The sequence below is a fragment of the Duganella sp. HH101 genome, assembly GCF_001758795.1.
Classification (GTDB): domain Bacteria; phylum Pseudomonadota; class Gammaproteobacteria; order Burkholderiales; family Burkholderiaceae_D; genus Rugamonas; species Rugamonas rivuli.
This window is the reverse complement of sequence record NZ_LRON01000004.1, coordinates 320129-344856: the sequence shown is the minus strand read 5'-3', so window position 1 is coordinate 344856 and position 24728 is coordinate 320129. Positions and strand designations below refer to the sequence as shown.

Below are 24728 nucleotides of genomic sequence, written 5' to 3'. Positions count from 1 at the left end.
GATGCAATGAAAAAACGGGTGCCGGCATGAGCGGCCGTCTGCTTGGGCAGCGCGTGATCGTACTCGGCGCCTCGTCGGGCATCGGGCTGGCGGTGGCGCGCGAGGCGCTGCGTGAAGGCGCGGAAGTGCTGGTGGTGTCGAGCCAGATCTCGCGCATCGAGAAGGCGCTGGAGCACCTCGGCAGCAAAGCGCAGGGATGCGCGCTGGACCTGCTGGACGAGCGGGCCATCGAGCGCTTCTTCGCCACCAATGGAGCGTTCGATCACCTGGTCTACACGGCGGGCGATGCACTGCAAATCGGCGCGCTGTCCGGGACCGATTTGACCGCAGCGCGTTCGGCATTTGACGTGCGCTACTGGGGGGCGCTGGCGGCGGCCAAGCACGGTGCCCGGCATATCAGGCCGGGAGGCTCGATCACGTTCACGACCGGAATCGCAGCGATGCGGCCGCAGTCGGGATGGGTGCTGGGGGCCAGCGTGTGCGGCGCGATGGAGGCCTTGACGCGGGCACTGGCGGTAGAGCTGGCACCGCTGCGGGTCAACGCCGTGTCGCCGGGCGTGACTGCGACGAACCTGTGGGCGGACATGACGCCGGTGCAGCGCAAGCAGATGTTCGACGACGTCGGGGATGCGCTGCTGGTCGGCCGTGTAGGCTCGGCAGAAGACATCGCCGCCGCCTACCTGTTCCTGATGAGCAGCGGCTTCGCCACCGGCCAGACCCACATCGTCGACGGCGGGGCACTATTGATCTAGACCGAAGGCGGTTGAGAATGGCGGGCGCAGGATATCAAAACGATGTCCTGCGCCTGTTTTTTTTGTGCCGCTTGAAGGATGCCCTCAAGCCACTACACTGAAATGACCACGTACACTTGTGCGGACATTTTCAAGGCCGCAGCGCGGCGGTAACATACACGGAGGAAAATGATGAAATACGAATCATCTCATTTCGAAGAACAACCAGACAGGAAAAAAGCAGAATATTTAGATACCCCAGATAGCTGGCTGAATGTCATGCCAAACTATGACGACGAGATCGTGATTGATGAAGATGGCCCGGAGTACGATCCGAGATACTTCACCGAACCAGTACATAAGTTCAGGGGCAGGATCATTCCGCCGCGAAAATCACCAACCGATCCGTTCGATCCGGAATGGTTGGCCTACATGAAATCCATCACACCGCTGGTGCAAATGGAGCCGGATATTCTGGGCGGCATGCCAGTATTCAAGAACACGCTGGTACCCATCAAACGGATGTTCGACTATCTGCTTGCAGGCAAACCCATGGCTGATTTCTTGGCTGACTATCCATCGGTCTCCCGCGACACCGCCATCGGTGTGCTGGAGAACGATGCGACCTTGTTTTACGAAGCGATCAGCAAAGCGATCGACTCTGCGGCAATGCCCTCTTCCCTGCCCAAGTAACCCAGCTTCTCGTTAGTCTTGGCCTTGATGTTGACCTGGCCGACAGCCACGCCCAGATCCTCCGCGATATTCGCGCACATGCTGGCGATGTGCGGCGCCATCTTCGGACGCTGCGCGATGATGGTCGCATCGATGTTGCCGATGCTGTAGCCGGTGGCCACCACGCGCCGCGCCGCCTCCTTCAACAAGGTGCGCGAATCGGCGCCCTTGAACTGCGGATCGGTATCCGGAAAATGCTTGCCGATGTCGCCCAGCGCAGCCGCGCCGAGTATCGAATCGGTGATCGCGTGCAGCAGCACGTCGGCATCCGAATGCCCCAGCAAGCCCACATGATGCGGGATGTCGACGCCGCCGATAATCAGCTTGCGGCCTTCCACCAGTGCGTGGCAATCATAGCCCTGGCCGATGCGGAATGGGAGTTTGGTCATGTTTTCTATCCTGTGTTATTCGCCGGCGGCCAGGTACATTTCCGCGATGCGGATGTCGGCCGGCAGCGTGACTTTCAAATTTCTCGGATGGCCTTCGATCAGGCGCGGCGAGAGGCCGAGCATCTCGACCGCGCTGGCGTCGTCCGTGATGGCGTTGGCGTCCGGCGCGCTGCCCAGTGCGCGCAGCAGCAGCTCGTAGCTGAACATCTGCGGCGTCTGCGCCAGCCACAGGCCGTTGCGCGACACCGTCGTCGCGGCCACCGGCACTATGCCGGTCGCGCGCTTGACCGTGTCCACCACCGGCAGCGCCAGCAGGCCGCCCGCCGCGTCGTCGCCCACGCCGTCTATCAGCTTGGCGATCAGCGCCGGCGTCAGGCCGGGACGCGCAGCGTCGTGCACCATGATCATGTCGCCGCCGGCCACCACGCCCTGCAGCGCGCGCAGGGCGTTGAGCACCGTGTCCATGCGCGTGGCGCCGCCGCAGCGCAGCACCGTCACGCCGTCCAGGTCCGCTGGCAGCACGCCGTCGATCTGGCCGTCGGCCGCGCTGACCACCACATAGGTGTGCGCCACCAGATCGCTGGCACGGAAGGCGTCGACCGCGTGGCGCAGCATTGGCTTGCCGCCTACCGTCAGGTATTGTTTGGGTCCGTCCGCCGCCATGCGCGCGCCGACGCCGGCGGCGGGCAGCAATGCAAAGTAGCGAGGTGTCGTTTTGGATGCAGTCATATTCTTTAATTGTTTTTATGGCGGCGCAGCAGGATCGCAGCGATCTCGCCGTCGCACACCTTGCCCATGCGGGCGTATTCTTCCGGAGAGTCGATCTCCGCCTGCTTCGGCCTGCCCTTTTCGAATTCATCCCGGATGAACGGGAACCAGGTGCCGTTGATCTCATGCTCCAGCGCCGACATCGCGGTGCCGGATGGCGCATACAGCGGCCTGGCTTCGAAGCGCTTGTTCAGCGCCTCGCGCACCACCTTCTCCACGCGCGCCAGGTTTTCCATGTAGGCCTGCAAATGCCGCTGCTCGTGTTCGAGGATCTCCTTGTAAGCACAGGTGCCCGGCGCGAACTCGTTACCGACATAGATCAGCACCGGCGAGTAATTCAGCTTCACGTCCACGCGCGGCGCGATGCACTCGTAGCCGCTGGCGGCATCCTGCAAAACCGGCCCGCCAAGATCGACCGCGTACTGGCCCTTGGTGACGGTCAACCCCAGCGTCACCATCCGGTTGTCCACATTGCCGGACTTCGCGGTCAACGCGCGATACGGCAACTGGTTGTTGATGGTGTAGCCGTTCTGTTTTGCGGACAACACGGAGACGGTCTTGGCGATGCTGTCTTCGCAGCGGATCTGGAATGGCGTGCGCGCCGCTGCGGGCGTAGCCGCCGTAGGCGTGGCGGCATGCACCGCGCCGCCGACGGCCGACAGGCCGAAAACGATGGCGGCGCACAGCGGTTTCACAGCTTCCAGTCCCCCGCGCGCAGCTTGTCCAGCCAGAAGATGCCGATGACGGTTTTCACGTCGGTGATCTTCCCTTCGCGCACCCATTGCAGCAGCTCGTCGATGGTGGCGGTGAAGGTTTCGAGGAACTCGCCGTCATCCAGCTTCTGCGGGCCGGCCTTTAGGCCGCGCGCCAGGTACAGGTCCAGATGCTCATCCGAGTAGGCGATGGCGTTGTGGATGGTGCTGACGAACTGCCATTCGCTGGCGGTGTAACCGGTTTCTTCTTCCAGCTCGCGGCGGGCGGCGACCAGCGGGTCTTCGTCGCGATCGATTTTCCCGGCCGGGAATTCGATGAACACCTGGTGCAGCGGATAGCGGTACTGGCGCTCCATCAGCACCGTGCCATCGTCCAGCAGCGGCAGGATCACCACGGCGCCCGGATGCAGCACGTATTCGCGCGTGGTGCGCTTGCCGTCTGGGAGTTCGATGGTGTCGCTTTGGACTTTGAGGAAGCGGCCGTTGTAGACCAATTCACCGTCTATACGGGTTTCTGTCAGATGCTTGTCGTCCATACCTGCTCCACTGTCGTTGAAGAACGATAGTGTATCAGCCGTGGCGCTTGCGCAGGTAGCGGACGATGAATCCCGGTAAGCCCAGGACGATGAAGATGCAGGCGGAGATGGCGTAGAACTCCCAGGTCTGCTGGAAGCGATTGCCAATCTGCGCTTCGAGGGCGAAGCCGATCGCGCCAACGACAAAGTACAGCACCGTCATTTCCGCCAGCCGCACGAACAGCGGCTTGCGGGGCCAGCGAGTGGCCACCAGTGCGAATACTTTGTCATTGAAGAACGGCAGGTTGGCGGCCACCAGTGCAGCGGCGATCACCAACCAGCTTGCGACGGAAACATCCATCAGGTGTTCAGCGTCAGGGTCATGGCTTTCAGGCAGGCCGCCAGCAGCGGACCTGGCAGAACGCCCAGTGCCACGATGGCCAGGCCGTTCAGGCTCAGTGCGAAGCTCATGTCGCCCTTCACCACGATAGGTGCGTTGTCGACCGGCTCATCGAACCACATCACTTTGACGACGCGCAGGTAGTAGAACGCGCCGATCAGCGAGAACATCACAGCCAGCACGGTCAGCCAGATCTGGCCGGTGCCCAGCACGGCGGTCAGCACCGAGAACTTGGCGGCGAAGCCCATCATCGGCGGCACGCCGGCCAGCGAGAACAGCAGGATGGACATGACCACGGCGAACCAGCCGTTACGCTTGCTCAGGCCCTTGAAGTCGTTCAGGGTCTCGGCTTCGAAGCCGGCGCGCGACAACAGCATCAGCATGCCGAAGCTGCCAATGGTGGTCAGCACGTAGGTGATGGTGTAGTACATCGCAGCGCTGTAGGCCGAAGCGGCGCCGGTGCGGTCGGTGGTGCCAGCGACGCCTGCCAGCAGGCCAAGCAGCACGAAGCCCATTTGCGCGATGGTGGAGTAAGCCAGCATACGCTTCAAGTTGGTCTGCGCGATCGCGGTGATGTTACCGATGGCCAGCGACAGAACCGCCAGCACCATCAGCATCTGCTGCCAATCGACTGCCATCGGCAGCAGGCCTTCCACCAGCAGGCGGATGCAGATGGCGAAGGTGGCGATCTTCGGAGCGCCGCCCAGCAGCAGGGTGACAGCGGTAGGCGAACCTTCGTAGACGTCGGGCACCCACATGTGGAACGGTACTGCACCCAGCTTGAACGCCAGGCCGGCGACCAGGAACACCAGGCCGAAGACCAGGATGGTCGGCTTGATGGTGCCGGCGGCGACAGCGGTTGCCACTTTGGCGATGTCCAGCGTGCCGGTCGCGCCGTACAGCATCGAGATACCGTACAACAGGAAGCCGGATGCCAGCGCGCCCAGGATGAAATACTTCATCGCGGCTTCGGTGGCTTTGTGGTTGTCACGGCGGATGGCCACCAGCGCGTACAGCGACAGCGACATCAGTTCCACGCCCAGATACACGGACAGGAAGCTGGAGCCCGAGATCATCACCATCTGGCCCAGCATGGCGAACAGCGCCAGCACATAGAACTCGCCGCCCAGGTTGCCGCTCAACATGCCGCGGTCGTCCGCGTATTGGCGCGAGTAGACCAGCGTCAGGCCGACAGCCAGGTAGGTGAACAACTTGAGCAGGTTCGACATCGGGTCGGACACAAACATGCCATTGAAGGTGTAGACCGTGGTGCCGGCCGCGAAGTCATGGTAGCTCAATGCGGCGCAGACCAGCAGCGTGATCAGCGACAGCACGTAAGTCACCGAGCGCTTACCCTGCGACAGGAACATATCGATCAACAGGATCGCGCAGGCGCCGATCAGCAGAGCTACCTCTGCGTACAGCGGCACCAGGTCGATAACTGCTTGTGGAATTGGAGTAGTCATTTATGTGTTTCCGTTTTCAGTAAGGCAGCTTGCTGTGTGCAACGTGAGCCAGCAGGTCTGCAACCGAGGTTTGCATCGTGTCGGTGAACGGCGCCGGGTACAGACCCATGGCCAGGACGCAGACAGCCAGAATACCCAGCATCAGGAATTCGCGGCCGTTGACATCGACCAGTTCAGCCACATGGTGGTTGGCGACCTTGCCGAAGATGACGCGCTTGGCCATCCACAGCGAGTACGCTGCGCCGAAGATCAGCGCGGTCGCGGCCAGCAGGCCAATCCAGAAGTTGAACTGGGTGGCGCCCAGGATCACCATGAACTCGCCGACGAAGCCGGAAGTCGCAGGCAGACCGCAGTTGGCCATCGAGAAGAAGATGAACAGCGCGGCGAACTTCGGCATCTTGTTGACCACACCACCGTAGTCGGCGATCTGGCGCGAGTGCGCCTGGTCGTACAGGACGCCGATGCACAGGAACATCGCGCCGGAGATGAAGCCGTGCGAGATCATTTGTACGATGGCGCCCTGCACTGCCATGGCGTTGAAGACGAAGAAGCCCAGGGTGACGAAGCCCATGTGCGCGATCGACGAGTAGGCGACCAGCTTTTTCATGTCCTTCTGTACCAGCGCGACCAGGCCGATGTAGATCACGGCGATCAGCGACAGGGTGATGACGAACGGCGCCATGTAGTGCGATGCGTCAGGGACGATAGGCAGCGAAAAACGGATGAAACCATATGCGCCCAGCTTCAGCATGATCGCGGCCAGCACGGCGGAACCGCCGGTCGGCGCTTCCACGTGGACGTCCGGCAGCCAGGTGTGGACCGGGAACATCGGCACCTTGACGGCGAAGGCCATGAAGAAGGCGATGAAGATGAAGATCTGTTCTTTCATCGTCAGGGCGATCTTGTGCCACATCAGGATGTCGAAGCTGCCGCCCGATACCTTGTACAGGTAGATGATGGCGACCAGCGTCAGCAGCGAGCCGAAGAAGGTGTACAGGAAGAACTTGAACGATGCGTACACGCGGTTCTCGCCGCCCCAGATACCGATGATGATGTACATCGGGATCAGGGTCGCTTCGAAGAAGAAGTAGAACAGCAGTCCGTCCATCGCGCAGAACACGCCGATCATCAGGCCGGACAGGATCAGGAAGGCGCCCATGTATTGAGCGACGCGTTTCTGGATCACCTGCCAGGCCGAGATCACGACGATCACGGTGATGAAGGCGGTCAGCGGTACGAACCACAGCGACAGGCCGTCGATGCCCAGCGAGTAGTAGATGTTGAAGCGCTCGATCCACGGCGACTTCTCGACGAACTGCATGCCGTGGGCGGTGTTGCTGAAATTGGTGATCAGCGGGATGGTCGCCGCGAAGCTGACGATCGCGCCGATCAGCGATCCAACGCGGACCAGCGCCGCATTGGTATCACGGCCTACAGCCAGCACGATCAGGCCGAAGATAATCGGGAGCCAGATCGCGAGGCTCAGGTAAGGAGGTAGTGTAGATATGGTTGACTGCATCATGGTTATCGTTATCTCTTTGCGTATCAGCTAATTAAGCGTGCCAAAACGGCAGGAAGTAGACCAGGAACCCCAGAATGCCGAGGATCATGACGAACGCGTAGTGGTAGATATAACCAGTCTGCGCCAAACGGGTCAGCGTCGAGAACCAGCCCACCACTTTGGCGCTGCCGTTGACCAGCAGGCCGTCGATCAGGGTCTTGTCGCCGATGTTCCACAGGCCGTTGCCCAGGACGCGCGCGCCGCCGGCGAATACGACCTCGTTGAACTTGTCCATGTAGTACTTGTTCTCCAGCAGCGTGTGCAGGAACTTGAACTTGGCGTAGAACCAGGCCGGTACGCGTGGGTTGATCATGTAGCAGTAGTACGCGGTGGCGACACCGGAGATGGCCAGCCACAGCGGCAGCGACGTCAGCGAGTGCATCGCCATCGCCATCGGGCCGTGGAACTCGTGCGCCAGCTCTTCCATCGCAGGATGGTTTTCACCGAAGGTGATCACGCCTTTGAAGAAGTCGCCGAACAGCATAGGACCGATGGTCAGGTAGCCGATGATGACCGAAGGGATGGCCAGCATCGCCAGCGGGAACCAGACCACGAATGGCGATTCATGCGGCTTCTGGCCTGGGGCCAGGCCATGGTGTGCGTGGTCGTCTTCCTCGTCGTGGCCGTGGTCGTCGTGACCATGGCCGTCGTCATGCGCCTTGGCTGGAGCATGGTGATGGTCGTCATGCGCGTGGGCCTTGCCGAAACGCTCTTCGCCGTGGAACACCAGGAAGTACATGCGGAACGAGTAGAACGCGGTCACGAACACGCCAGCCAGCACGGCGAAGTTAGCGAAGCCTGCACCCCAGATATGGGTCGCGGCGACGGCTTCGATGATCGAATCCTTCGAGTAGAAGCCCGAGAAGAACGGGGTGCCGATCAGCGCCAGGGAACCCAGCAAGGAAGTGATCCAGGTGATAGGCATGTACTTGCGCAGGCCGCCCATGTTGCGGATGTCCTGGTCGTGGTGCATGCCGATGATGACCGAACCGGCGCCAAGGAACAGCAGCGCCTTGAAGAATGCGTGGGTCATCAGGTGGAACACAGCCACCGAGTAGGCGGACGAACCCAGCGCCACGGTCATGTAGCCCAGCTGCGACAAGGTCGAGTAAGCGACCACGCGCTTGATGTCGTTCTGGATGATGCCCAGGAAGCCCATGAACAGCGCGGTGATCGAACCGATGACCAGGATGAACGACAGCGCGGTGTCCGACAGTTCGAACAGCGGCGACATGCGCGTCACCATGAAGATACCTGCCGTAACCATGGTCGCGGCGTGGATCAGTGCGGAGATCGGGGTCGGGCCTTCCATCGAGTCAGGCAGCCAGACGTGCAGCGGGAACTGCGCCGACTTGCCCATCGCGCCGATGAACAGGCAGATGCAGGCGACGGTCAGCAGCGCCCAGTCGGTGCCCGGCAGGGTCAGCGTCATCAGCTGTTCCTTCTTGGCGAAGACTTCCTGGTAGTCCATCGAACCGGCGTAGGCCAGCAGCAGGCCGATACCCAGGATGAAGCCGAAGTCGCCGACGCGGTTGACCAGGAAAGCCTTCATGTTGGCCACGATCGCCGTTGGGCGGGTGTACCAGAAGCCGATCAGCAGGTAGGACACCAGGCCCACCGCTTCCCAGCCGAAGAACAACTGCAGGAAGTTGTTCGCCATGACCAGCATCAGCATCGAGAACGTGAACAGCGAGATGTACGAGAAGAAGCGGTTGTAGCCTTCGTCTTCCGCCATGTAGCCGATGGTGTACACGTGCACCATCAGCGACACGAAGGTGACGACGCACATCATCATCGCCGACAGCGCGTCGATCTGGAAGCCGATTTCCATTTTCAGGCCGGCCACGGTCATCCAGTTGTAGACGGTGCCGTTGTAGCTCGCACCGTTGACGACGTCGTTCAACGTCATCGCCGACAGGATGAAGGCAACCAGCACGCCCAGGATGGTCGCGGTGTGCGAGGTCTTGCGACCTACGACATTGCCGAAGAATTTAGTTCCTAACAAGCCCGCAATCGCGGCGCCGGCCAGCGGCGCCAAGGGTACGGCTAGCAGGAGATTAGGGTTAAGAGTAACCGCCATGATGAACCTTAATCGTTATTTTTCGAGGTTTGAACTTTAGCCACGGGATCAACCCTTCAGGCTATCCAGGTCTTCAACGTTGATGGTGTCCAGGTTACGGAACATCACCACCAGGATCGCGAGGCCGATTGCCGATTCAGCAGCCGCCACGGTCAGGATGAAGAACACAAAGATCTGCCCGGCCGCATCGCCCAGGTAGTGCGAGAACGCGATGAAGTTCATGTTCACTGCCAGCAGCATCAGTTCGATGGCCATCAGCAGAACGATGATGTTCTTGCGGTTCAGGAAAATACCGACGATCGAGATCGCGAACAGTATCGCGCCAAGAACGAGGTAGTGAGCGAGCGATAAAGTCATGGTGCCTCCTTAACTTCTGCCGAACCAGCAGATTCCTGGCCGCGCGTGCTCACCGGGGCGATCTTGACGATCTTCAGGCGGTCATTGCGCTTGACGCGTACGGCGTCGGCTGGGTCGAAATGTTTGGTGTCCTTGCGCTTGCGCAGGGTCAGCGCTACGGCGGCGATAATCGCAACCAGCAGGATGATGCCGGCGACTTCAAAGCCGTAGACGTATTTGGTGTAGATCAGCAGGCCCAGTTCCTTGGTGCCGCCGATATTGCCGGCGTTGACAGGCTGCTGGTCGAACGACAGGAAGGAGCGCCACAGCACGGCCGCCATTTCCAGCACGATGATGACGCCGACGAAGGACGCCAGCGGCAGGTAGCCCCAGAAGCCTTCGCGCATCTTGTCCGTATCGATGTCGAGCATCATGACCACGAACAGGAACAGCACCATGACGGCGCCGACATAGACCAGCACCAGCACGATGGCGAGGAACTCAGCCTCGAGCAGCATCCAGATGCCGGCAGCGGAGAAGAACGCCAGCACCAGGAACAGTGCCGCATGCACCGGATTGCGGGCCGTGATAACGCGCGTCGCAGCCAATATCATGATGGCTGAGAAGGCGTAGAACAAAGCAGTTTTAAATTCCATAACTAACCCAAGAGACGTACATTATTGATCGACACACTATTGATATGCGGCGTGCCTTGGCCTCGCCTTGGCGAGGTTAAGGACCAGCCGCATTTCATCAGCGGTAAGGAGCGTCCGCTGCGCGGGCTTCGGCGATCTCGTTTTCGTAGCGATCGCCAACGGCCAGCAGCATCTCTTTCGTGTAGTACAGATCGCCGCGTTTCTCGCCGTGGTATTCCAGCACGTGCGTCTCGACGATCGAATCGACCGGGCACGACTCTTCGCAGAAACCGCAGAAGATGCACTTGGTCAGATCGATGTCGTAACGCGTGGTGCGGCGCGAACCATCGTCGCGCTGCTCGGATTCGATGGTGATCGCCATCGCCGGGCACACTGCTTCGCACAGTTTGCAGGCGATGCAGCGTTCTTCACCGTTAGGATAGCGGCGCAGCGCGTGCAGGCCACGGAAGCGCGGCGACATCGGCGTCTTCTCTTCCGGGTACTGCACGGTGATCTTGCGCGAGAACATATACTTGCCCGTCAGCGCCATCCCTTTGATCAATTCGGTCAGCATGAAGCTGCCGATGAAGTCTTTTAAACGTTCCATTTTTTCCAGTCCTTACTTCCAGATATTCCAGGATGTCTGCATCCAGCCGGCCACGAACACCAGGTACACCAGCGTCAGAGGGATAAACACTTTCCAGCCCAGACGCATGATCTGGTCATAACGGTAGCGTGGGAAAGTACCGCGCACCCAGATGAAGACGGACACCAGGAAGAACGCCTTGGCGAACAACCAGAAGAAGCCGCCGAAACCGCCCCAGAATTCGAGGAAGGCAAACGGTGCGGACCAGCCGCCCAGGAACATGATCGAACCCAGGGTCGCGATCAAAATCATGTTGGCGTATTCGGCCAGCATGAACATGGCGTAGGCCATGCCCGAGTACTCGACCATGTGGCCGGCAACGATCTCGGACTCGCCCTCGACCACGTCGAACGGGTGACGGTTGCACTCCGCCAGGCCCGAGGTCAGGTAGACCACGAACAGCGGCAGCAGCGGCAGCCAGTTCCACGACAGGATGTTCAGGCCGTAGTCGGCCATCATGCCCTTCTGCTGGCCGGCGACGATGTCGCCGAAGTTCAGCGAGCCGGACACCATCAGCACGACCACCAGCACGAAGCCCATCGGGATTTCGTAGGAGATCATCTGTGCCGAGGCGCGCATCGCGCCCATGAACGAGTACTTCGAGTTCGAAGCCCAGCCGGCGATGATGATGCCGTAGACTTCCATCGAGGTGATCGCCATCAGCAGCAGCAGGCCGGCGTTGACGTTGGCCAGCACGGCTTCGGCGCCGAACGGCACGACCGCCCAGGCGGCCAGCGCCGGCATGATGGTCATGATAGGACCGATCACGAACAGGCCAGGGTTGGCCTTGGCCGGGGTGATGATCTCTTTGAACAGCAGCTTGAGCGCATCGGCGATAGGCTGCAGCAGGCCCATAGGACCAACGCGGTTAGGGCCGACGCGGATCTGGATCCAGCCGATGAACTTACGTTCCCACAGCGTCAGGTAGGCAACCAGGCCCATCAGCGGCAGCAGCACGACGATCACACGGATCAGCGCCCAGATCAGCGGCCAGGCCGGCGCCAGGACGCTGTTGGCGCCCATGGCATTAATAGTAGTGACGAATTCAGGCAGAGCCATTATTTACCCTCCCCTGCTTTTTCAACGGTGATGGAGCCGAACATGCCGCCCAGTACAGCGGTCGACGCGTGAGCGGCGGCGACGCGGACTGCGTTGGCTGGCAGTTTGGCATCAACAGCGGCGACCAGGATCGCGCTGCCGGAACCTTGCGTGACCTTGACCTTGTCGCCGGCGGCGACACCCAGTTGCTGCGCCAGCGCGGACGACAGGTGCGCTTTAGGCGCAGCCGCATCGGCCATCTTCTGCAGCGACTCGGCGCGACGCACGACGGCGTCGGCGAAGTAGATAGGCACGTCCGCAATACGTTCCGTACCCGTCGAAACCGAAGTGGCGGCGACGACAGCTTGCTTGGTGGTGTTGTTCAGCTTGGCCGACAGGTCGGTCACGCCGGCGCCCAGCACTTCGTCGCGGATTGCTTCGGAAGTGTCGTAGTCGAAACCGGACAGGCCGAGGATGTTACCCAGCACGCGCAGGACTTTCCACGCAGGGCGGGTTTCCAGCAGCGGCTTGACGGTGCCGTTGAAGCTTTGCGCGCGGCCTTCGCAGTTGACGAAGGTGCCCGAGGTTTCGCTGAATGGCGACACCGGCAGCAGCACGTCGGCGTAGTCCATGCCGTGCTTGTAGGCCGACATGACGACAACCATCTCCGCGTGCTTCAGTGCGGCGGCGGCGGCTTGCGGGTCGTGTGCGTCCAGCTCTGGCTCGGCGTTCAGCAGCAGGTAAGCCTGCTTCTGTTCGGTGAACGCAGGAGCCTTGGCGCCGTTGGCGTTGACCAGGTAAGCGCCGACGGTGTTGGCGGCTTCGGTCAGGTAGCCCAGCTTGGCGCCGGTTTGTTCGGCGATCCATTGTGCGGCGGCGTGCAGCGCGGCGGCCTGTGGGTGCTGCGTTGCCGCGTTGCCCAGGAAGACGGCCTTGTTTTCACCGGAGATCAGCGAAGCGGCGATCGCGTTGGCGGCGTCGGAAGCTTGTACGCCTTCGAAGCCCGCAGGTGCGGCAACTTCCTTGGCTTTAGCAACAGCGACTACCACTTGCGACAGCGCCGACAGCCACTCCGACGGAGCGACGATCATCTTGTTTGCGATGTTCATCAGCTGGTCGTCGTCGGTCGCGTGCAGGATGGACAGCTTGGCGCCGCCCTTCACTGCCGTGCGCAGACGGGTAGCCAGCAGCGGGTGATCCTTGCGCAGGAAGGAGCCGATGACGAAGGCGCGGTTCAGCTGGCCGAACTCGGTGATCGACATGCCCAGCCAAGGGTTTACATCGCCCAGCGAGAAGTCGCTGTGACGCAGGCGCGTATCCACGCTGTCCGAGCCCATGGCGCGGGTCAGCTTTTGCAGCAGGTGCAGTTCTTCCAGCGTCGAGTGCGGCGTGGCCAGTGCGGCCAGCGCGTTGGCGCCGTGTTCGTGCTTGATGTTCTTCAGGCCGTGCGCCACGTATTCCAGCGCGGTTTGCCAGTCGACTTCCTTCCACTCGCCGCCCTGCTTCAGCATAGGCTGAGTCAGACGGTCGGCGGCTTCCAGGCCTTCGTACGAGAAGCGGTCCTTGTCGGAAATCCAGCACTCGTTGACGGCGTCGTTTTCCAGCGGCAGTACGCGCTTGACCTTGCCGGCCTTGACCTGAACGATCAGGTTGGCGCCCAGGCCGTCGTGCGGCGAGACCGATTTACGGCGCGACAGTTCCCACGAACGGGCGCTGTAGCGGAACGGCTTCGACGTCAGTGCGCCGACCGGGCACAGGTCGATCATGTTGCCCGACATTTCCGAGTTCACGGTCTGGCCGACGAAGGCGGTGATTTCCGAGTGTTCGCCGCGGCCGATCATGCCCAGCTCCATCACGCCGGCCACTTCCTGGCCAAAGCGTACGCAACGGGTGCACTGGATGCAGCGCGCCATCTCCTGCATGGAGACCAGCGGGCCGGCATCTTTCGGCACGACGACGCGCTTGTCTTCTTCGTAGCGCGATTCGCCCTTGCCGTAGCCGACTGCCAAGTCTTGCAACTGGCACTCGCCGCCCTGATCGCAGATCGGGCAGTCCAGCGGGTGGTTAATCAACAGGAATTCCATCACGGACTTCTGTGCCTGTACGGCCTTGTCCGAAGCGGAGCGCACAATCATGCCTGCCGAGACCGGCGTTGCGCATGCTGGCAAAGGCTTAGGCGCCTTTTCCACTTCGACGAGGCACATACGGCAGTTCGCAGCGATCGACAATTTCTTGTGATAGCAGAAGTGCGGAATGTAGGTTCCCAATTTGTTGGCGGCGTCCATCACCATGCTACCAGCAGGGACTTCGACTTTTTTGCCGTCTATTTCGATTTCAACCATGGTGATCGTTACCTGACGCAGCTTAGATGTAAGCGGGCACTAAGCAATGCTTGTGCTCGACGTGATATTCAAATTCTTCGCGGAATTGCTTGATGAACGCGCGCATCGGCATCGCCGCGGCATCGCCCAGCGCGCAAATGGTGCGGCCCTGGATGTTGTCGCAGATCGAGTTCAGCACGTCCAGGTCCGAAGGACGTCCCTGGCCGTTTTCGATGCGGTGAATCATGCGGTACATCCAACCCGTACCTTCACGGCATGGGGTGCACTGGCCGCACGACTCTTCAAAGTAGAAGTACGCCAGACGCTCCATTGCCTTGACCATGCAACGCGTTTCATCCATGACGATGACGGCGCCCGAACCGAGCATCGAGCCAGCTTTGGCGATCGAGTCGTAGTCCAGGTCGGTGTTCATCATCAGTTCGCCGCGGATCACCGGAGCGGACGAGCCGCCAGGGATCACAGCCTTGATCTTTTTACCGCCGCGCATGCCGCCTGCCAGTTCCAGCAGTTTGGCGAACGGCGTGCCCAGCGGCACCTCGTAGTTGCCCGGCAGTTCAACGTCGCCCGAGATCGAGAAGATCTTCGAGCCGCCGTTGTTCGGACGTCCCATGCCCAGGTACTTTTCAGGACCCATGTTCAGGATGAACGGAACAGCCGCGAACGTCTCGGTGTTGTTGATGGTGGTCGGCTTGCCGTACAGGCCGAACGACGCAGGGAAAGGCGGCTTGAAGCGCGGTTGGCCTTTTTTGCCTTCCAGCGATTCCAGCAGCGCGGTTTCCTCGCCGCAGATGTAGGCGCCATAGCCATGGTGCGCGTGCAGCTGGAAGCTGAACTCGCTGCCCATGATCTTGTCGCCCAGGAAGCCGGCGGCGCGCGCCTCTTCCAGCGCATCTTCAAACTGGGTGTAGACCTCGAAGATCTCGCCGTGGATGTAGTTGTAGCCCACGGTGATGCCCATGGCGTAGGCGCCAATGGCCATGCCCTCGATCAGCGCATGCGGGTTGTAGCGCATGATGTCGCGGTCCTTGAAAGTGCCCGGCTCGCCCTCATCTGAGTTGCATACCAGGTACTTCTGGCCCGGGAACTGGCGTGGCATGAAGCTCCACTTCAGGCCGGTAGGGAAACCCGCGCCGCCACGGCCGCGCAACGACGACGCCTTCAGGTCGGCGATGATTTGTTCCGGGGTGATCTTCTCTTCGAGGATCTTGCGCAGGGCGCTGTAGCCGCCGCGCTTGACGTAATCTTCCAGGTGCCAGTTCTTGCCGTCGAGGCCGGCGAGAATGACTGGGTCGATGTGACGATTGTGGAGTGACGTCATTTCTTCAATTCCTCCACCAGGGTGTCGATCTTGTCGTTGGACATGAAGCTGCACATGCGCTGGTCGTTCACCAGCATCACCGGCGCGTCGCCGCAGGCGCCCATGCACTCGCCTTCCACCAGCGTGAAAGCGCCGTCGTCCGTGGTGCCACGGAAGTCGATGCCCAGCTTTTCCTTCAGGTGGCTGGCCGCGCGCACGCCGCCCGACAGGGCGCATGGCAGGTTGGTGCACACGGAAATCTTGTGCTTGCCGACCGGCTTCAGGTTGTACATATTGTAGAAGGTCGCGACTTCCTGCACGGCGATGGCCGGCATGCGGATGTAGTCGGCCAACTCGGCCATCACTTCCGGCGAGATCCAACCCAGTTCAACCTGGGCGTGGGCCAGCGAGGCCATCACGGCCGACTGGCGCTGGTCGGCCGGATACTTGGCTAACTCGCGGTCGATTTTTTTGTAGCACTGCTCTGATAACAACATACTTTTTCCTTAGCGGTCGATACTGCCGAACACGATATCTTGCGTACCGATGATGGTCACGGCGTCGGCAATCATGTGGCCGCGCGCCATTTCATCCAGCGACTGCAAGTGCGCGTAATCGGGAGCGCGCAGCTTCATGCGGTATGGCTTGTTGGCGCCATCGGAGATCAGATAGATGCCGAACTCGCCCTTCGGATGCTCCACCGCCGCGTACGCTTCGCCCGGCGGCACGTGGAAGCCCTCGGTGAACAGCTTGAAGTGGTGAATCAGCGATTCCATATTGGTCTTCATGTCGACGCGGCCCGGAGGCGCCACCTTGCGGTTGTCGGTCATGACCGGACCCGGATTGTTGCGCAGCCATTCCACGCATTGCTTGATGATCTTGTTCGACTGGCGCAGTTCTTCCACGCGCACCAGGTAGCGGTCGTAGCAGTCGCCGTTGGTGCCGATCGGCACGTCGAAGTCCATCAGGTCGTACACTTCGTACGGCTGGTGCTTGCGCAAGTCCCACTGGATGCCCGAACCGCGCAGCATGGCGCCGGTGAAGCCCATGGCCAGCGCATCTTCCGGCGCCACCACGCCGATGCCGACGGTACGCTGTTTCCAGATACGGTTGTCGGTCAGCAGGGTTTCGTATTCGTCGACATAGGTCGGGAAACGGCCGGTGAACGCTTCGATGAAGTCCAGCAGCGAACCCTGGCGGTGTTCGTTCAGGCCGGCGACGGCCTTGGCCGAGCGGATGATCGATGGCTTGTGCTGCGGCATCGCGTCCGGCAGGTCGCGGTACACGCCGCCCGGACGGTAGTAGGCCGCGTGCATGCGCGCGCCCGACACCGCTTCGTAGCAGTCGAACAGGTCTTCGCGGTCGCGGAAGCAGTACAGGAACGGGCCCATGGCGCCGACGTCCAGCGCGTGCGCGCCCAGCCACATCAGGTGGTTCAGGATGCGGGTGATCTCGTCGAACATCACGCGGATGTATTGCGCGCGCAGCGGCACTTCCAGGCCCAGCAGCTTCTCGATGGCCATCACGTAGGCGTGCTCGTTGCACATCATCGAGACGTAGTCGAGGCGGTCCATATAGGGCACGGACTGCAGGTAGGTCTTCTGTTCAGCCAGCTTCTCGGTGCCGCGGTGCAGCAGGCCGATGTGCGGGTCGGCACGCTGGATCACTTCGCCGTCCAGCTCCAGCACCAGGCGCAGCACGCCGTGCGCGGCCGGGTGTTGCGGACCGAAGTTCAGGGTGTAGTTCTTAATTTCAGCCATGTTTTACTTCCCGTAGTTTTCTTCGCGGATCACGCGAGGCACGTTTTCACGCGGCTCGATAGTGACCGGCTGGTAGATCACGCGCTTCTGCTCGGGGTCGTAGCGCATTTCGACATAGCCCGATACCGGGAAGTCCTTGCGGAACGGATGGCCGATGAAACCGTAGTCGGTCAGGATGCGGCGCAGGTCGTTGTGGCCTTCGAACAGGATGCCGAACATATCGAACGCTTCGCGCTCGTACCAGTTGACGGCACGCCACAGCGGCACCAGCGACGGCAGCAGCGGCATTTCGTCGTCGGCGCAGAATGCGCGCACGCGCACGCGCCAGTTGTGCTTCACCGACAGCAAATGGACGACTACTGCGAATCGCAGGCCGTCCCAGGCGCCATCGCCGTAGTTCAGGTAGTCGACGCCGGCCAGGTCGATCAGCTGATCGAAGCCCAGCGACTTGTCGTCGCGCAGCGTTTGCATCACGCCGTAGTAGTCGGCGGCTTTCACGACCAGCGTGATTTCGCCCAACGCCACGGTCGTAGTAACGCGATCGCCCAGGGCAGTGCCGAGGGCGGTTTGCAGTTGTTCCAGATGTGTAGTCATATTCTTGAAGCAGCCCCGTTAGCGTGCGATCGTATTGGTGCGCTTGATCTTGTTTTGCAGCTGCATGATGCCGTACAGCAGAGCCTCGGCCGTCGGCGGACAGCCCGGCACGTAGACATCCACCGGGACGATGCGGTCGCAACCGCGCACCACGGAATAGGAGTAGTGATAGTAGCCGCCGCCGTTGGCGCAGGAGCCCATCGAGATGACCCAGCGCGGTTCCGGCATCTGGTCGTAGACCTTGCGCAGCGCGGGCGCCATCTTGTTGCACAGCGTGCCGGCCACGATCATCACGTCGGATTGACGCGGCGATGGACGGAACACCACGCCGAAGCGGTCCATATCGTAACGGGCTGCGCCCACGTGCATCATTTCAACCGCACAGCATGCCAGACCGAACGTCATCGGGAACATCGAACCCGTGCGCGCCCAGTTGATCAGCTTGTCGGCCGAGGTGGTGATGAAACCTTCGTTTAATACGCCTTCAATAGCCATGGCTTATTCCCAATCAAGGGCACCTTTCTTCCAGATATACCAAAAACCGACGACGAATTCGGCGATGAACACCATCATCGTGACGAAGCCGCCCCAGCCCAGTTCGCGCATGGATACGCCCCACGGGAAGAAGAATGCCGTTTCCAGATCGAACAAAATAAAGAGGATCGCGACCAGGTAGTACCGGACGTCGAATTTCATGCGCGCGTCTTCGAAAGCTTCGAAGCCGCATTCATATGGGGAGAGCTTGGCGGAGTCAGGCTTGTTCGGCCCGAGTAAGTGGCCAAGGACTTGGGGAGCGATGCCTACGCCGAGACCGACGAGGATGAACAACAGGACGGGGAGATAATTTTCGAGGTTCACGATTGATGAGCTTATATTGAACGGTCGGTTAAAAGGACACACTGCGATGTTCTGCGGTGCTCTTAACGTTCGACCCAATCGTAAAACCGCTTAGACCAGGATCGAACGACACATCCTCGTAAAAAAGCCAGCTCAGGTACACTTCGGTGCTCCCTTGCTGGCCTTATATTTCTGGTGCCGACGACGAGACTCGAACTCGTACAGCTTGCGCCACTACCCCCTCAAGATAGCGTGTCTACCAATTTCACCACGTCGGCGTAAGGCCGCTATTCTACTGTGTTTTCACGCGGTTGTTAATCCGTATTGCGCCAAAACAAGAAGAAAAACGATAAATCTTTACTTCTTTTTACTCTGAATTGTTTTTCTAGCTTGCAACGCTAATGTACTGCCAAAACAATGAGCAAACAACTTAAAAAGTTGCTAAGGGACTTCAACTTATTTTACAACTGAGTTCAGTGCTTAGTTCAGCATTGTATTACTTTGGGATCGAAGCTGCAGGACCCGTTGCTGCCGGAGCGGCTGGCGCGGCTGCCGGAGCGGCCGGTGCCGCTGCAGGCGCGGTCGGAATCGCCGCTGCGCCGGTCGCCGGAACCGGGGCTGGCGCCGCCGGCGCAGCCTTGTCCATCACGCCGCCGCTGACTACGCCGCTGCTGTGCTGGGTCGAGATGTACGACAGGGCCAGCGTGGCGCTGAAGAAGATCGCGGCGGCCACGCCGGTCGACTTGGACATGAAGTTCGACGAGCCGGTGGCGCCGAACAGGCTGCCCGAGGCGCCCGAACCGAAGGCCGCGCCCATGTCGGCGCCCTTGCCATGCTGCAGCAATACCAGGCCGATAATGGCGATTGCGGAGACCACCTGCACTACGATAACCAGATTGAACAAGGAGTTCATGTTATTCCATTCAAAAATAAAAGATTTGTATCGTTTTGTTTCTACAACTTACACGGCCTGGATAATCCCGAGGAAATCCGCCGCTTTTAATGCGGCACCGCCTATCAGGCCGCCGTCGATATCAGGCTGGGCCATCAATTCTTTCGCGTTGTCCGGCTTCATGCTGCCGCCGTACAAAATCTGCATGCCGGCCGCGACCGGCGCATGCTTCTGCGCCACGCGCGCGCGCAGCAAGGCGTGCGCTTCCTGGGCGATCTGCGGCGTGGCGGTCTTGCCGGTGCCGATAGCCCAGACAGGCTCGTAAGCAACAACAATCCTGGCCAGGTCGTCGGTTGCAACCGCATCCAGCACCGCCTGCAGCTGGCCGCAGATGACCGCTTCGGTCTCCCCTGCTTCGCGCTGCTCCAGCGTTTCGCCCACGCACACCACCGGCGTCAGGCCGGCAGCCAGCGCGGCGACGGCTTTCTGCGCCACCAGTTCGCTGCTTTCCTTGTGATAGGCGCGGCGTTCGGAGTGACCGCACAACACATAGCGGGCGCCGAAATCGACCAGCATCGCGGCCGAGACTTCGCCCGTGTAGGCGCCGGCGGCATGGACCGACAGGTCCTGCGCGCCCCAGGCGACCGGGCTGCCCTGCAGTTCAGCCTGGCACTGGGCCAGGTAAGGCGCCGGTACGCAGACTGCGCAATCGGCGCCAAAGTCGTTCAAGCCGGCCATAATGCCCGACAATAAAGCAGTGTTGCCGGCCCGATTGCCGTTCATTTTCCAGTTGCCGATGACGAGTTTGCGACGCATAGTAGCCTAAAATTCAATAACCCGCTATTTTAACGCGAGGCTGGAAGCCCGGTCAAACCAGCGGCCGAGCGCGTCGCCCCGGAAATCGCAAAAATACTACGGTCGAGCCCAGTTCCCTGCCCTATTCTTGACCCGGAATTGACCTAGATGACTTGCAACATGATCTTGCCGACATGATTGCTGCTCTCCATTAGCGCGTGCGCGGCGGCGGCCTGCTCCAGCGGGAACACCTCGTAGATCACCGGCTTGAGCTTGCGCGCCGCCATCAGCGGCCAAACCTTGTCCAGCAACTGCTTGGCGATCGCGCCCTTGAAGGCGGCCGAGCGCGGCCGCAAGGTCGAACCGGTGATGGTCAGCCGGCGGCGCAGCACCTGGCCCAGGTCCAGCGTGGCCTTGCTGCCGCCCAGCGTGGCGATCAGCGCGATGCGGCCGTCGTCGGCCAGGCAGGAAATCTCGCGCGGCAGGTAGTCGCCGCCCACCATGTCGAGGATAACGTCGGCGCCACGGTCGTTGGTCAGCGACTTGACGATGGTGGCGAAATCCTCGGTCTTGTAGTTGATGCCGCGCTCGGCGCCCAGTTGCATGCAGGCGGCGACCTTGTCGTCGCTGCCGGCGGTGGCGAACACCCGGTGGCCCAGCGCGCTGGCCAGCTGGATCGCCGTCACGCCGATGCCCGAACTGCCACCCTGCACCAGCAGCGTCTCGCCCTCGCCCAGGTGGGCGCGGTCGAACACATTGCTCCACACGGTGTAATAGTTTTCGGAAATGGTCGCGGCTTCCAGCATGCTCCAGCCCTTGGGGATGGGCAGCACCTGCTCCAGCGGCGCGACCACGTACTCGGCGTAGCCGCCGCCCTGCACCAGCGCGCAAACCTTGTCGCCGATATCGAAGGTGGTGTAATCGAGATCGCCGTCGACGATCTCGCCGGCCACTTCCAGGCCCGGCAGGTCGGAGGCGCCGGCAGGCGGCGCGTAGTTGCCCATGCGCTGGAAGACGTCGGGGCGGTTGACGCCGGCCGCATGGACCTTGATCAGCACCTCGCCGCCGCGCACGACCGGCATCGGCCGTTCGCACAGTTTCAGGACATCGGCCGGGCCGGGATGGGTGATTTCAATCGCGCGCATGGCTCGCCCTCTCGTGAAGAAAGGGCGATTGTACGACAGCTGAAAATTAGCTGCCGCCGGTGCGCGATTGCTTGGGTAGCGGCGTGTTCGGTTTCCAGGCGGCCGACAGCGCCTGCCCTTCCTCGATCTGCTCCGGCGTCATGCTCTTGACCACGGCCGATCGCTGCTCGGCCGCGTTCGTCGAGCCGTTGGCCGCCGCCAGGTTCCACAGCATATAGGCAATCACGTTATCCTGCGGCATGCCGGCCATGTGATAGCGATACATCAGCCCCAGCGCCTGCTGGGCGTCCGGGTGGCCCTGCTCGGCCGCCTTGCGGAACCAGGTGACGGCCTGCTTGTGGTCCTGGATCACGGCATTGCCGGTGTAGTACATGGCGCCGACCACATACTGCGCGTCGGCCTTGCCCTGCAGCGCGGCCTTGCGGTGCCATTCCAGCGCCTGCTTGTAGTCCTGGGTGACGCCACGGCCCATGTAATACATCAAGCCCAGCAGGTGCTGGGCATCGGCATTGCCGGCTTTGGCGAGCGGCGATATCTCCTTCAAGGCCGCCGAGTAGTTTTTGTTGTTATAGGCGGTAGCGCCTTCGGCGAATCCGGCCATCGCAGCCTGTTGCAGGCCCAGTGCGAGACCGATCGCTAGTATGAATTTTTTCATGTCGCGTAGGTGTGTGTGTTTTACTTCCAACTTACCTTGCCCAGACCGTCAACGCTTACGTTGCGGTTCAGGGGCTTGCCATAGACAGTGACCGATCCCAGGCCGCTCAAGTTCAATGTGGCATTGGTCTTGGCGTTGACGGTGGCGTTGCCCAGGCCGCTCAGGTCGATGTTGACGGAGTCGGCCTGGAATTTCTGCGCATTCAGTCCGCCCAGTCCGCCCAGCGTCGCCTTCAGCGACTTGCTGTTGCCGCCCAGCGTGATGTAGCCGGCGCCGCGCAGATCCAGTTCGACGCTGTCGTTTTCGCTGACCCACAGGTGCATGCTGCCGACGCCGCCCAGGTTGGCCTTCAGGACCTTGTAGTCACAGACCACTTTCATCGTGCCGGCGCCATCCATCGTCAACTCCAGTTCGTCTCCGCTGAAGCCGTTGATCTCGGTCGAGCCCACGCCCTCGGACACCACTTCCCGCAACATCGGCAGCACCAGCTCGGCACGCGTGGAGGAGCGGCCTATCTTCAGCCCCCGCCCTTCGGTCTCCAGGTGCAGCGTATCGCCGGCGGTCGATGTCGTAATCTTTTCCATGGTGCGCTTGTCCGCGTAGAGCGTCAACGAGGGCGTGGCGCCCTGCCGCAGCTTCAAGTCGAGTACGCCATCGAGCTTGACGCGCACCACGCGGGCATCCAGCGAGATGACGCGCTTCTCGGTGGCTTCGTCGGCTGCCTGTGCGCGGCCGAACAGCGCACAGAAAGCGGCAAACAGCAGGCCAAATTGGAAAAGCTTGTTCATTATCGGTTCCTCTGATGTTGTTCTTGGTAGGGCGAAGGGCTAATGTAGCAGCGCACTAAGCTTTCTAGCAATCTTTGCAGTACGACCAATTGTCAAATTACGACAGGCTGGCTTTTTCCACTGCGGTCAGGCGTTTGGCCTTGATGACGACAACTTGCATCGGAGCGTGGGCGGCGGCAACCTGGATGGCGGGTTGCAGGGCGACGGTGGCTTCGGCGGCGGCGCTGGCGTAGGCGGATACGCCCAGCAGAACGGCGGCGGCGACGAAGATGGCTTCCATGTTTTTGGCGATGTTCATTTTTGCTCTCCTTGAATGCGTTTCGGTATGTGATCACTATAGCCATCACCTGCCTGACGATCATGCGGATTGCGACGAACTGCACAAATGGGGGACTGGGCGACAGAAAACCGGGAATGCGGCGCAGCGGCGGGCGCCGCTGCGCGAGGGGAGTTACTGGTTAAGGCCGGCGTTGACGGCGTTCCAGAAGCTGGCGTCCTCCATGCCGAAGGCATAGATCGAGGTGCCGGCCAGGCCGTAGGCGCTCACCAGGCCGGTTTTCATGGCCACGCTCCTGGCGTTCTCGTTCCACACCGTGTGCTTCTTGCCGCCGGTGGTGTAGTTGAAGGTGATGGCGTTGACGTTGTTGTCGTACTTCGGCGTCGCACCGTACTTGGTCAACAGCCCCGGCACGTTACGCCAGAACAGCTGGCTGCCCTCGCCCTCCTTGACCCAGTCATAGCCGTAGGCCGGAATGCCGTTCAACACCTTGGCCGCCGGCGCCTTGCTGGTGGCGTAGTCGAGCGCGTTCTCCATCCAGTCCGAACCGGCGACGGCGCCCGGCGCCCAGGCAGGGATCGCCTCGTCGTAGGTCATCACCTGGATATAGTCGGCCGACTGGCCCAGCGCGGCCAGGTCGAACGGCAGGTTGTCCGGATGATTTTCGTCGGTGGCCGAGAAGGCAGGCACCGTCATGATCAGCTTCAGGCCCTGCGCGTGCAGCGCCGTCGACAGCGCAGCGGAGAACGCGCTGAGGTTGGCGCGGTCGGCCTGGTCCACCGCCTCGAAATCGACGTTGATGCCGGCGAAGCCGTTGGCCTTGGCGAAGGCCACCAGGTTGGCCACCGCCGTGGCGCGGCTGGCGCCCGTGACCGCGTGCGAGATGAGCGGATCCCAGCCGTCGTTGGAGACATTGGAGATGCAGCCGTAAATCGGTATGCCCTTGGACTTGAGGAAGGCGATGGCATTGGTCGGCGTCGGATCGCCGTTGCCGACCACGGCGCCGGCGCTGGTGATGTTCCAGAAATCGATGGCCACCGCGTTGACGTTGGCGTAGTACTTGGTCAGCGAGTTGTAATTGTTGCTGTAGCCCGAGTAGTAGGCCAGCACCATCTTGCCGTTGGCCAGCGCCTTGCTGGCGGGCGCACCGCCCTGTACCACGCGCTCGCCGCCGGCGTCGGCCGGCGTGTCCGGCAGCGGCGCGACGCGGCCCGCCGCCAGGTTGCCCATCCGCGCCATGGCTTTCGGCGATTGCTGGCCGGCGGGGTCGGAGCCCCCGCAGCCTGCCAGAACGGCTGCGATACAGGCAGCCATCAACAGTTTATTCATCGCGTAT

General features: G+C 61.3%; 28 protein-coding genes and 1 tRNA gene. 2 read left to right on the top strand and 27 right to left on the bottom strand.

Annotated elements, in window-relative coordinates:
* Positions 1-26 precede the first annotated feature (26 nt).
* A complete protein-coding gene (locus tag DUGA2_RS09090) occupies positions 27-752 on the top strand; it encodes an SDR family oxidoreductase (protein ID WP_070268914.1) in 726 nt (241 codons plus the stop codon).
* A 168-nt stretch (positions 753-920) separates the two neighbouring features.
* Entirely contained in the window at positions 921-1424 is a 504-nt protein-coding gene (locus DUGA2_RS34180) for a DUF433 domain-containing protein (protein ID WP_210402542.1), read from the top strand.
* Here the strand turns inward: DUGA2_RS34180 and ispF are convergent.
* The 27 genes from ispF to DUGA2_RS08955 form a co-directional block, all read right to left on the bottom strand.
* On the bottom strand, positions 1364-1852 hold the full coding sequence (gene ispF, locus DUGA2_RS09085) for a 2-C-methyl-D-erythritol 2,4-cyclodiphosphate synthase (protein ID WP_070268912.1): 489 nt from the start codon (positions 1850-1852) through the stop codon (positions 1364-1366). The two genes, DUGA2_RS34180 and ispF, sit on opposite strands and share 61 nt — an antisense overlap.
* A 15-nt stretch (positions 1853-1867) precedes the next feature.
* Positions 1868-2581, bottom strand: coding sequence for a 2-C-methyl-D-erythritol 4-phosphate cytidylyltransferase (gene ispD, locus DUGA2_RS09080; RefSeq protein WP_070268910.1), 714 nt, complete (start codon positions 2579-2581; stop codon positions 1868-1870).
* A 5-nt stretch (positions 2582-2586) separates the two neighbouring features.
* Positions 2587-3315 carry a hypothetical protein gene (locus DUGA2_RS09075; protein ID WP_083296261.1) on the bottom strand — a complete coding sequence of 243 codons (729 nt, stop codon included), beginning with the start codon at positions 3313-3315 and terminating at the stop codon, positions 2587-2589.
* The gene (locus DUGA2_RS09070) at positions 3312-3869 is read right to left on the bottom strand and encodes an NUDIX domain-containing protein (RefSeq protein ID WP_070268908.1); all 558 of its coding nucleotides are present in this window, start codon (positions 3867-3869) and stop codon (positions 3312-3314) included. Before DUGA2_RS09070 ends, DUGA2_RS09075 begins: the two co-directional genes overlap by 4 nt.
* Before the next feature lie 34 nt (positions 3870-3903).
* The gene (locus tag DUGA2_RS09065; protein WP_070268906.1) at positions 3904-4209 is read right to left on the bottom strand and encodes a DUF2818 family protein; all 306 of its coding nucleotides are present in this window, start codon (positions 4207-4209) and stop codon (positions 3904-3906) included.
* Positions 4209-5714 carry an NADH-quinone oxidoreductase subunit NuoN gene (gene nuoN / locus DUGA2_RS09060; protein ID WP_070268903.1) on the bottom strand — a complete coding sequence of 502 codons (1506 nt, stop codon included), beginning with the start codon at positions 5712-5714 and terminating at the stop codon, positions 4209-4211. Before nuoN ends, DUGA2_RS09065 begins: the two co-directional genes overlap by 1 nt.
* 16 nt (positions 5715-5730) lie before the next feature.
* Positions 5731-7236 carry an NADH-quinone oxidoreductase subunit M gene (locus DUGA2_RS09055; RefSeq protein WP_070268901.1) on the bottom strand — a complete coding sequence of 502 codons (1506 nt, stop codon included), beginning with the start codon at positions 7234-7236 and terminating at the stop codon, positions 5731-5733.
* Between the two features lie 31 nt (positions 7237-7267).
* Positions 7268-9355: an NADH-quinone oxidoreductase subunit L gene (gene nuoL, locus DUGA2_RS09050; RefSeq protein WP_070268899.1), complete on the bottom strand. Its 2088-nt coding sequence runs from the start codon at positions 9353-9355 to the stop codon at positions 7268-7270.
* Between the two features lie 48 nt (positions 9356-9403).
* Positions 9404-9712, bottom strand: coding sequence for an NADH-quinone oxidoreductase subunit NuoK (nuoK, locus tag DUGA2_RS09045; protein ID WP_008450334.1), 309 nt, complete (start codon positions 9710-9712; stop codon positions 9404-9406).
* Positions 9709-10347 carry an NADH-quinone oxidoreductase subunit J gene (locus tag DUGA2_RS09040; RefSeq protein ID WP_070268897.1) on the bottom strand — a complete coding sequence of 213 codons (639 nt, stop codon included), beginning with the start codon at positions 10345-10347 and terminating at the stop codon, positions 9709-9711. The genes nuoK and DUGA2_RS09040 overlap by 4 nt, the downstream gene beginning before the upstream one ends.
* Before the next feature lie 97 nt (positions 10348-10444).
* Positions 10445-10933 (bottom strand): NADH-quinone oxidoreductase subunit NuoI, encoded by a 489-nt coding sequence (gene nuoI, locus DUGA2_RS09035; protein WP_008450339.1) that lies wholly within the window; start codon positions 10931-10933, stop codon positions 10445-10447.
* A 12-nt stretch (positions 10934-10945) separates the two neighbouring features.
* The gene (gene nuoH, locus DUGA2_RS09030; protein ID WP_070268895.1) at positions 10946-12031 is read right to left on the bottom strand and encodes an NADH-quinone oxidoreductase subunit NuoH; all 1086 of its coding nucleotides are present in this window, start codon (positions 12029-12031) and stop codon (positions 10946-10948) included.
* Entirely contained in the window at positions 12031-14352 is a 2322-nt protein-coding gene (gene nuoG, locus DUGA2_RS09025; RefSeq protein WP_070268893.1) for an NADH-quinone oxidoreductase subunit NuoG, read from the bottom strand. The genes nuoH and nuoG overlap by 1 nt, the downstream gene beginning before the upstream one ends.
* A gap of 22 nt (positions 14353-14374) precedes the next feature.
* Entirely contained in the window at positions 14375-15670 is a 1296-nt protein-coding gene (gene nuoF, locus DUGA2_RS09020) for an NADH-quinone oxidoreductase subunit NuoF (protein ID WP_008450345.1), read from the bottom strand.
* On the bottom strand, positions 15667-16146 hold the full coding sequence (nuoE, locus tag DUGA2_RS09015) for an NADH-quinone oxidoreductase subunit NuoE (RefSeq protein WP_070268891.1): 480 nt from the start codon (positions 16144-16146) through the stop codon (positions 15667-15669). Before nuoE ends, nuoF begins: the two co-directional genes overlap by 4 nt.
* A 9-nt stretch (positions 16147-16155) precedes the next feature.
* Positions 16156-17409 carry an NADH-quinone oxidoreductase subunit D gene (locus tag DUGA2_RS09010; RefSeq protein ID WP_070268890.1) on the bottom strand — a complete coding sequence of 418 codons (1254 nt, stop codon included), beginning with the start codon at positions 17407-17409 and terminating at the stop codon, positions 16156-16158.
* Between the two features lie 3 nt (positions 17410-17412).
* A complete protein-coding gene (locus tag DUGA2_RS09005) occupies positions 17413-18003 on the bottom strand; it encodes an NADH-quinone oxidoreductase subunit C (RefSeq protein ID WP_070268888.1) in 591 nt (196 codons plus the stop codon).
* An 18-nt stretch (positions 18004-18021) separates the two neighbouring features.
* Complete coding sequence (locus DUGA2_RS09000; protein ID WP_008450353.1) at positions 18022-18498, bottom strand: NADH-quinone oxidoreductase subunit B family protein; 477 nt, start codon at positions 18496-18498, stop codon at positions 18022-18024.
* A gap of 3 nt (positions 18499-18501) precedes the next feature.
* Positions 18502-18861, bottom strand: a complete 360-nt coding sequence (locus DUGA2_RS08995) for an NADH-quinone oxidoreductase subunit A (protein WP_008450355.1) — start codon at positions 18859-18861, stop codon at positions 18502-18504.
* Positions 18862-19033: 172 nt separating this feature from the next.
* Positions 19034-19118 (bottom strand) — tRNA-Leu (locus DUGA2_RS08990).
* 218 nt (positions 19119-19336) lie between these two features.
* The gene (gene secG / locus DUGA2_RS08985) at positions 19337-19753 is read right to left on the bottom strand and encodes a preprotein translocase subunit SecG (protein ID WP_008450356.1); all 417 of its coding nucleotides are present in this window, start codon (positions 19751-19753) and stop codon (positions 19337-19339) included.
* Positions 19754-19801: 48 nt separating this feature from the next.
* Positions 19802-20548 (bottom strand): triose-phosphate isomerase, encoded by a 747-nt coding sequence (tpiA, locus tag DUGA2_RS08980; RefSeq protein ID WP_070268886.1) that lies wholly within the window; start codon positions 20546-20548, stop codon positions 19802-19804.
* A gap of 143 nt (positions 20549-20691) precedes the next feature.
* Positions 20692-21672 (bottom strand): NAD(P)H-quinone oxidoreductase, encoded by a 981-nt coding sequence (locus DUGA2_RS08975; RefSeq protein WP_070268884.1) that lies wholly within the window; start codon positions 21670-21672, stop codon positions 20692-20694.
* A 46-nt stretch (positions 21673-21718) separates the two neighbouring features.
* Positions 21719-22327, bottom strand: coding sequence for a tetratricopeptide repeat protein (locus tag DUGA2_RS08970; RefSeq protein ID WP_070268882.1), 609 nt, complete (start codon positions 22325-22327; stop codon positions 21719-21721).
* A 20-nt stretch (positions 22328-22347) separates the two neighbouring features.
* Complete coding sequence (locus DUGA2_RS08965; protein ID WP_070268881.1) at positions 22348-23115, bottom strand: GIN domain-containing protein; 768 nt, start codon at positions 23113-23115, stop codon at positions 22348-22350.
* 97 nt (positions 23116-23212) lie between these two features.
* Positions 23213-23413 carry a hypothetical protein gene (locus tag DUGA2_RS08960; protein WP_070268879.1) on the bottom strand — a complete coding sequence of 67 codons (201 nt, stop codon included), beginning with the start codon at positions 23411-23413 and terminating at the stop codon, positions 23213-23215.
* 153 nt (positions 23414-23566) lie between these two features.
* Complete coding sequence (locus DUGA2_RS08955) at positions 23567-24721, bottom strand: glycosyl hydrolase family 18 protein (RefSeq protein WP_070268878.1); 1155 nt, start codon at positions 24719-24721, stop codon at positions 23567-23569.
* Positions 24722-24728: the final 7 nt, after the last annotated feature.

Excerpts from the sequence above, each read along its gene's own strand:
- DUGA2_RS09090 (WP_070268914.1), top strand. The coding sequence starts at position 27 with ATGAGCGGCCGTCTGCTTGGGCAGCGCGTGATCGTACTCGGCGCCTCG.
- DUGA2_RS34180 (WP_210402542.1), top strand. The coding sequence starts at position 921 with ATGATGAAATACGAATCATCTCATTTCGAAGAACAACCAGACAGGAAA.
- ispF (WP_070268912.1), bottom strand. The coding sequence starts at position 1,852 with ATGACCAAACTCCCATTCCGCATCGGCCAGGGCTATGATTGCCACGCA.
- ispD (WP_070268910.1), bottom strand. The coding sequence starts at position 2,581 with ATGACTGCATCCAAAACGACACCTCGCTACTTTGCATTGCTGCCCGCC.
- DUGA2_RS09070 (WP_070268908.1), bottom strand. The coding sequence starts at position 3,869 with ATGGACGACAAGCATCTGACAGAAACCCGTATAGACGGTGAATTGGTC.
- DUGA2_RS09065 (WP_070268906.1), bottom strand. The coding sequence starts at position 4,209 with ATGGATGTTTCCGTCGCAAGCTGGTTGGTGATCGCCGCTGCACTGGTG.
- nuoN (WP_070268903.1), bottom strand. The coding sequence starts at position 5,714 with ATGACTACTCCAATTCCACAAGCAGTTATCGACCTGGTGCCGCTGTAC.
- DUGA2_RS09055 (WP_070268901.1), bottom strand. The coding sequence starts at position 7,236 with ATGATGCAGTCAACCATATCTACACTACCTCCTTACCTGAGCCTCGCG.
- nuoL (WP_070268899.1), bottom strand. The coding sequence starts at position 9,355 with ATGGCGGTTACTCTTAACCCTAATCTCCTGCTAGCCGTACCCTTGGCG.
- nuoK (WP_008450334.1), bottom strand. The coding sequence starts at position 9,712 with ATGACTTTATCGCTCGCTCACTACCTCGTTCTTGGCGCGATACTGTTC.
- DUGA2_RS09040 (WP_070268897.1), bottom strand. The coding sequence starts at position 10,347 with ATGGAATTTAAAACTGCTTTGTTCTACGCCTTCTCAGCCATCATGATA.
- nuoI (WP_008450339.1), bottom strand. The coding sequence starts at position 10,933 with ATGGAACGTTTAAAAGACTTCATCGGCAGCTTCATGCTGACCGAATTG.
- nuoH (WP_070268895.1), bottom strand. The coding sequence starts at position 12,031 with ATGGCTCTGCCTGAATTCGTCACTACTATTAATGCCATGGGCGCCAAC.
- nuoG (WP_070268893.1), bottom strand. The coding sequence starts at position 14,352 with ATGGTTGAAATCGAAATAGACGGCAAAAAAGTCGAAGTCCCTGCTGGT.
- nuoF (WP_008450345.1), bottom strand. The coding sequence starts at position 15,670 with ATGACGTCACTCCACAATCGTCACATCGACCCAGTCATTCTCGCCGGC.
- nuoE (WP_070268891.1), bottom strand. The coding sequence starts at position 16,146 with ATGTTGTTATCAGAGCAGTGCTACAAAAAAATCGACCGCGAGTTAGCC.
- DUGA2_RS09010 (WP_070268890.1), bottom strand. The coding sequence starts at position 17,409 with ATGGCTGAAATTAAGAACTACACCCTGAACTTCGGTCCGCAACACCCG.
- DUGA2_RS09005 (WP_070268888.1), bottom strand. The coding sequence starts at position 18,003 with ATGACTACACATCTGGAACAACTGCAAACCGCCCTCGGCACTGCCCTG.
- DUGA2_RS09000 (WP_008450353.1), bottom strand. The coding sequence starts at position 18,498 with ATGGCTATTGAAGGCGTATTAAACGAAGGTTTCATCACCACCTCGGCC.
- secG (WP_008450356.1), bottom strand. The coding sequence starts at position 19,753 with ATGAACTCCTTGTTCAATCTGGTTATCGTAGTGCAGGTGGTCTCCGCA.
- tpiA (WP_070268886.1), bottom strand. The coding sequence starts at position 20,548 with ATGCGTCGCAAACTCGTCATCGGCAACTGGAAAATGAACGGCAATCGG.
- DUGA2_RS08975 (WP_070268884.1), bottom strand. The coding sequence starts at position 21,672 with ATGCGCGCGATTGAAATCACCCATCCCGGCCCGGCCGATGTCCTGAAA.
- DUGA2_RS08970 (WP_070268882.1), bottom strand. The coding sequence starts at position 22,327 with ATGAAAAAATTCATACTAGCGATCGGTCTCGCACTGGGCCTGCAACAG.
- DUGA2_RS08965 (WP_070268881.1), bottom strand. The coding sequence starts at position 23,115 with ATGAACAAGCTTTTCCAATTTGGCCTGCTGTTTGCCGCTTTCTGTGCG.
- DUGA2_RS08960 (WP_070268879.1), bottom strand. The coding sequence starts at position 23,413 with ATGAACATCGCCAAAAACATGGAAGCCATCTTCGTCGCCGCCGCCGTT.
- DUGA2_RS08955 (WP_070268878.1), bottom strand. The coding sequence starts at position 24,721 with ATGAATAAACTGTTGATGGCTGCCTGTATCGCAGCCGTTCTGGCAGGC.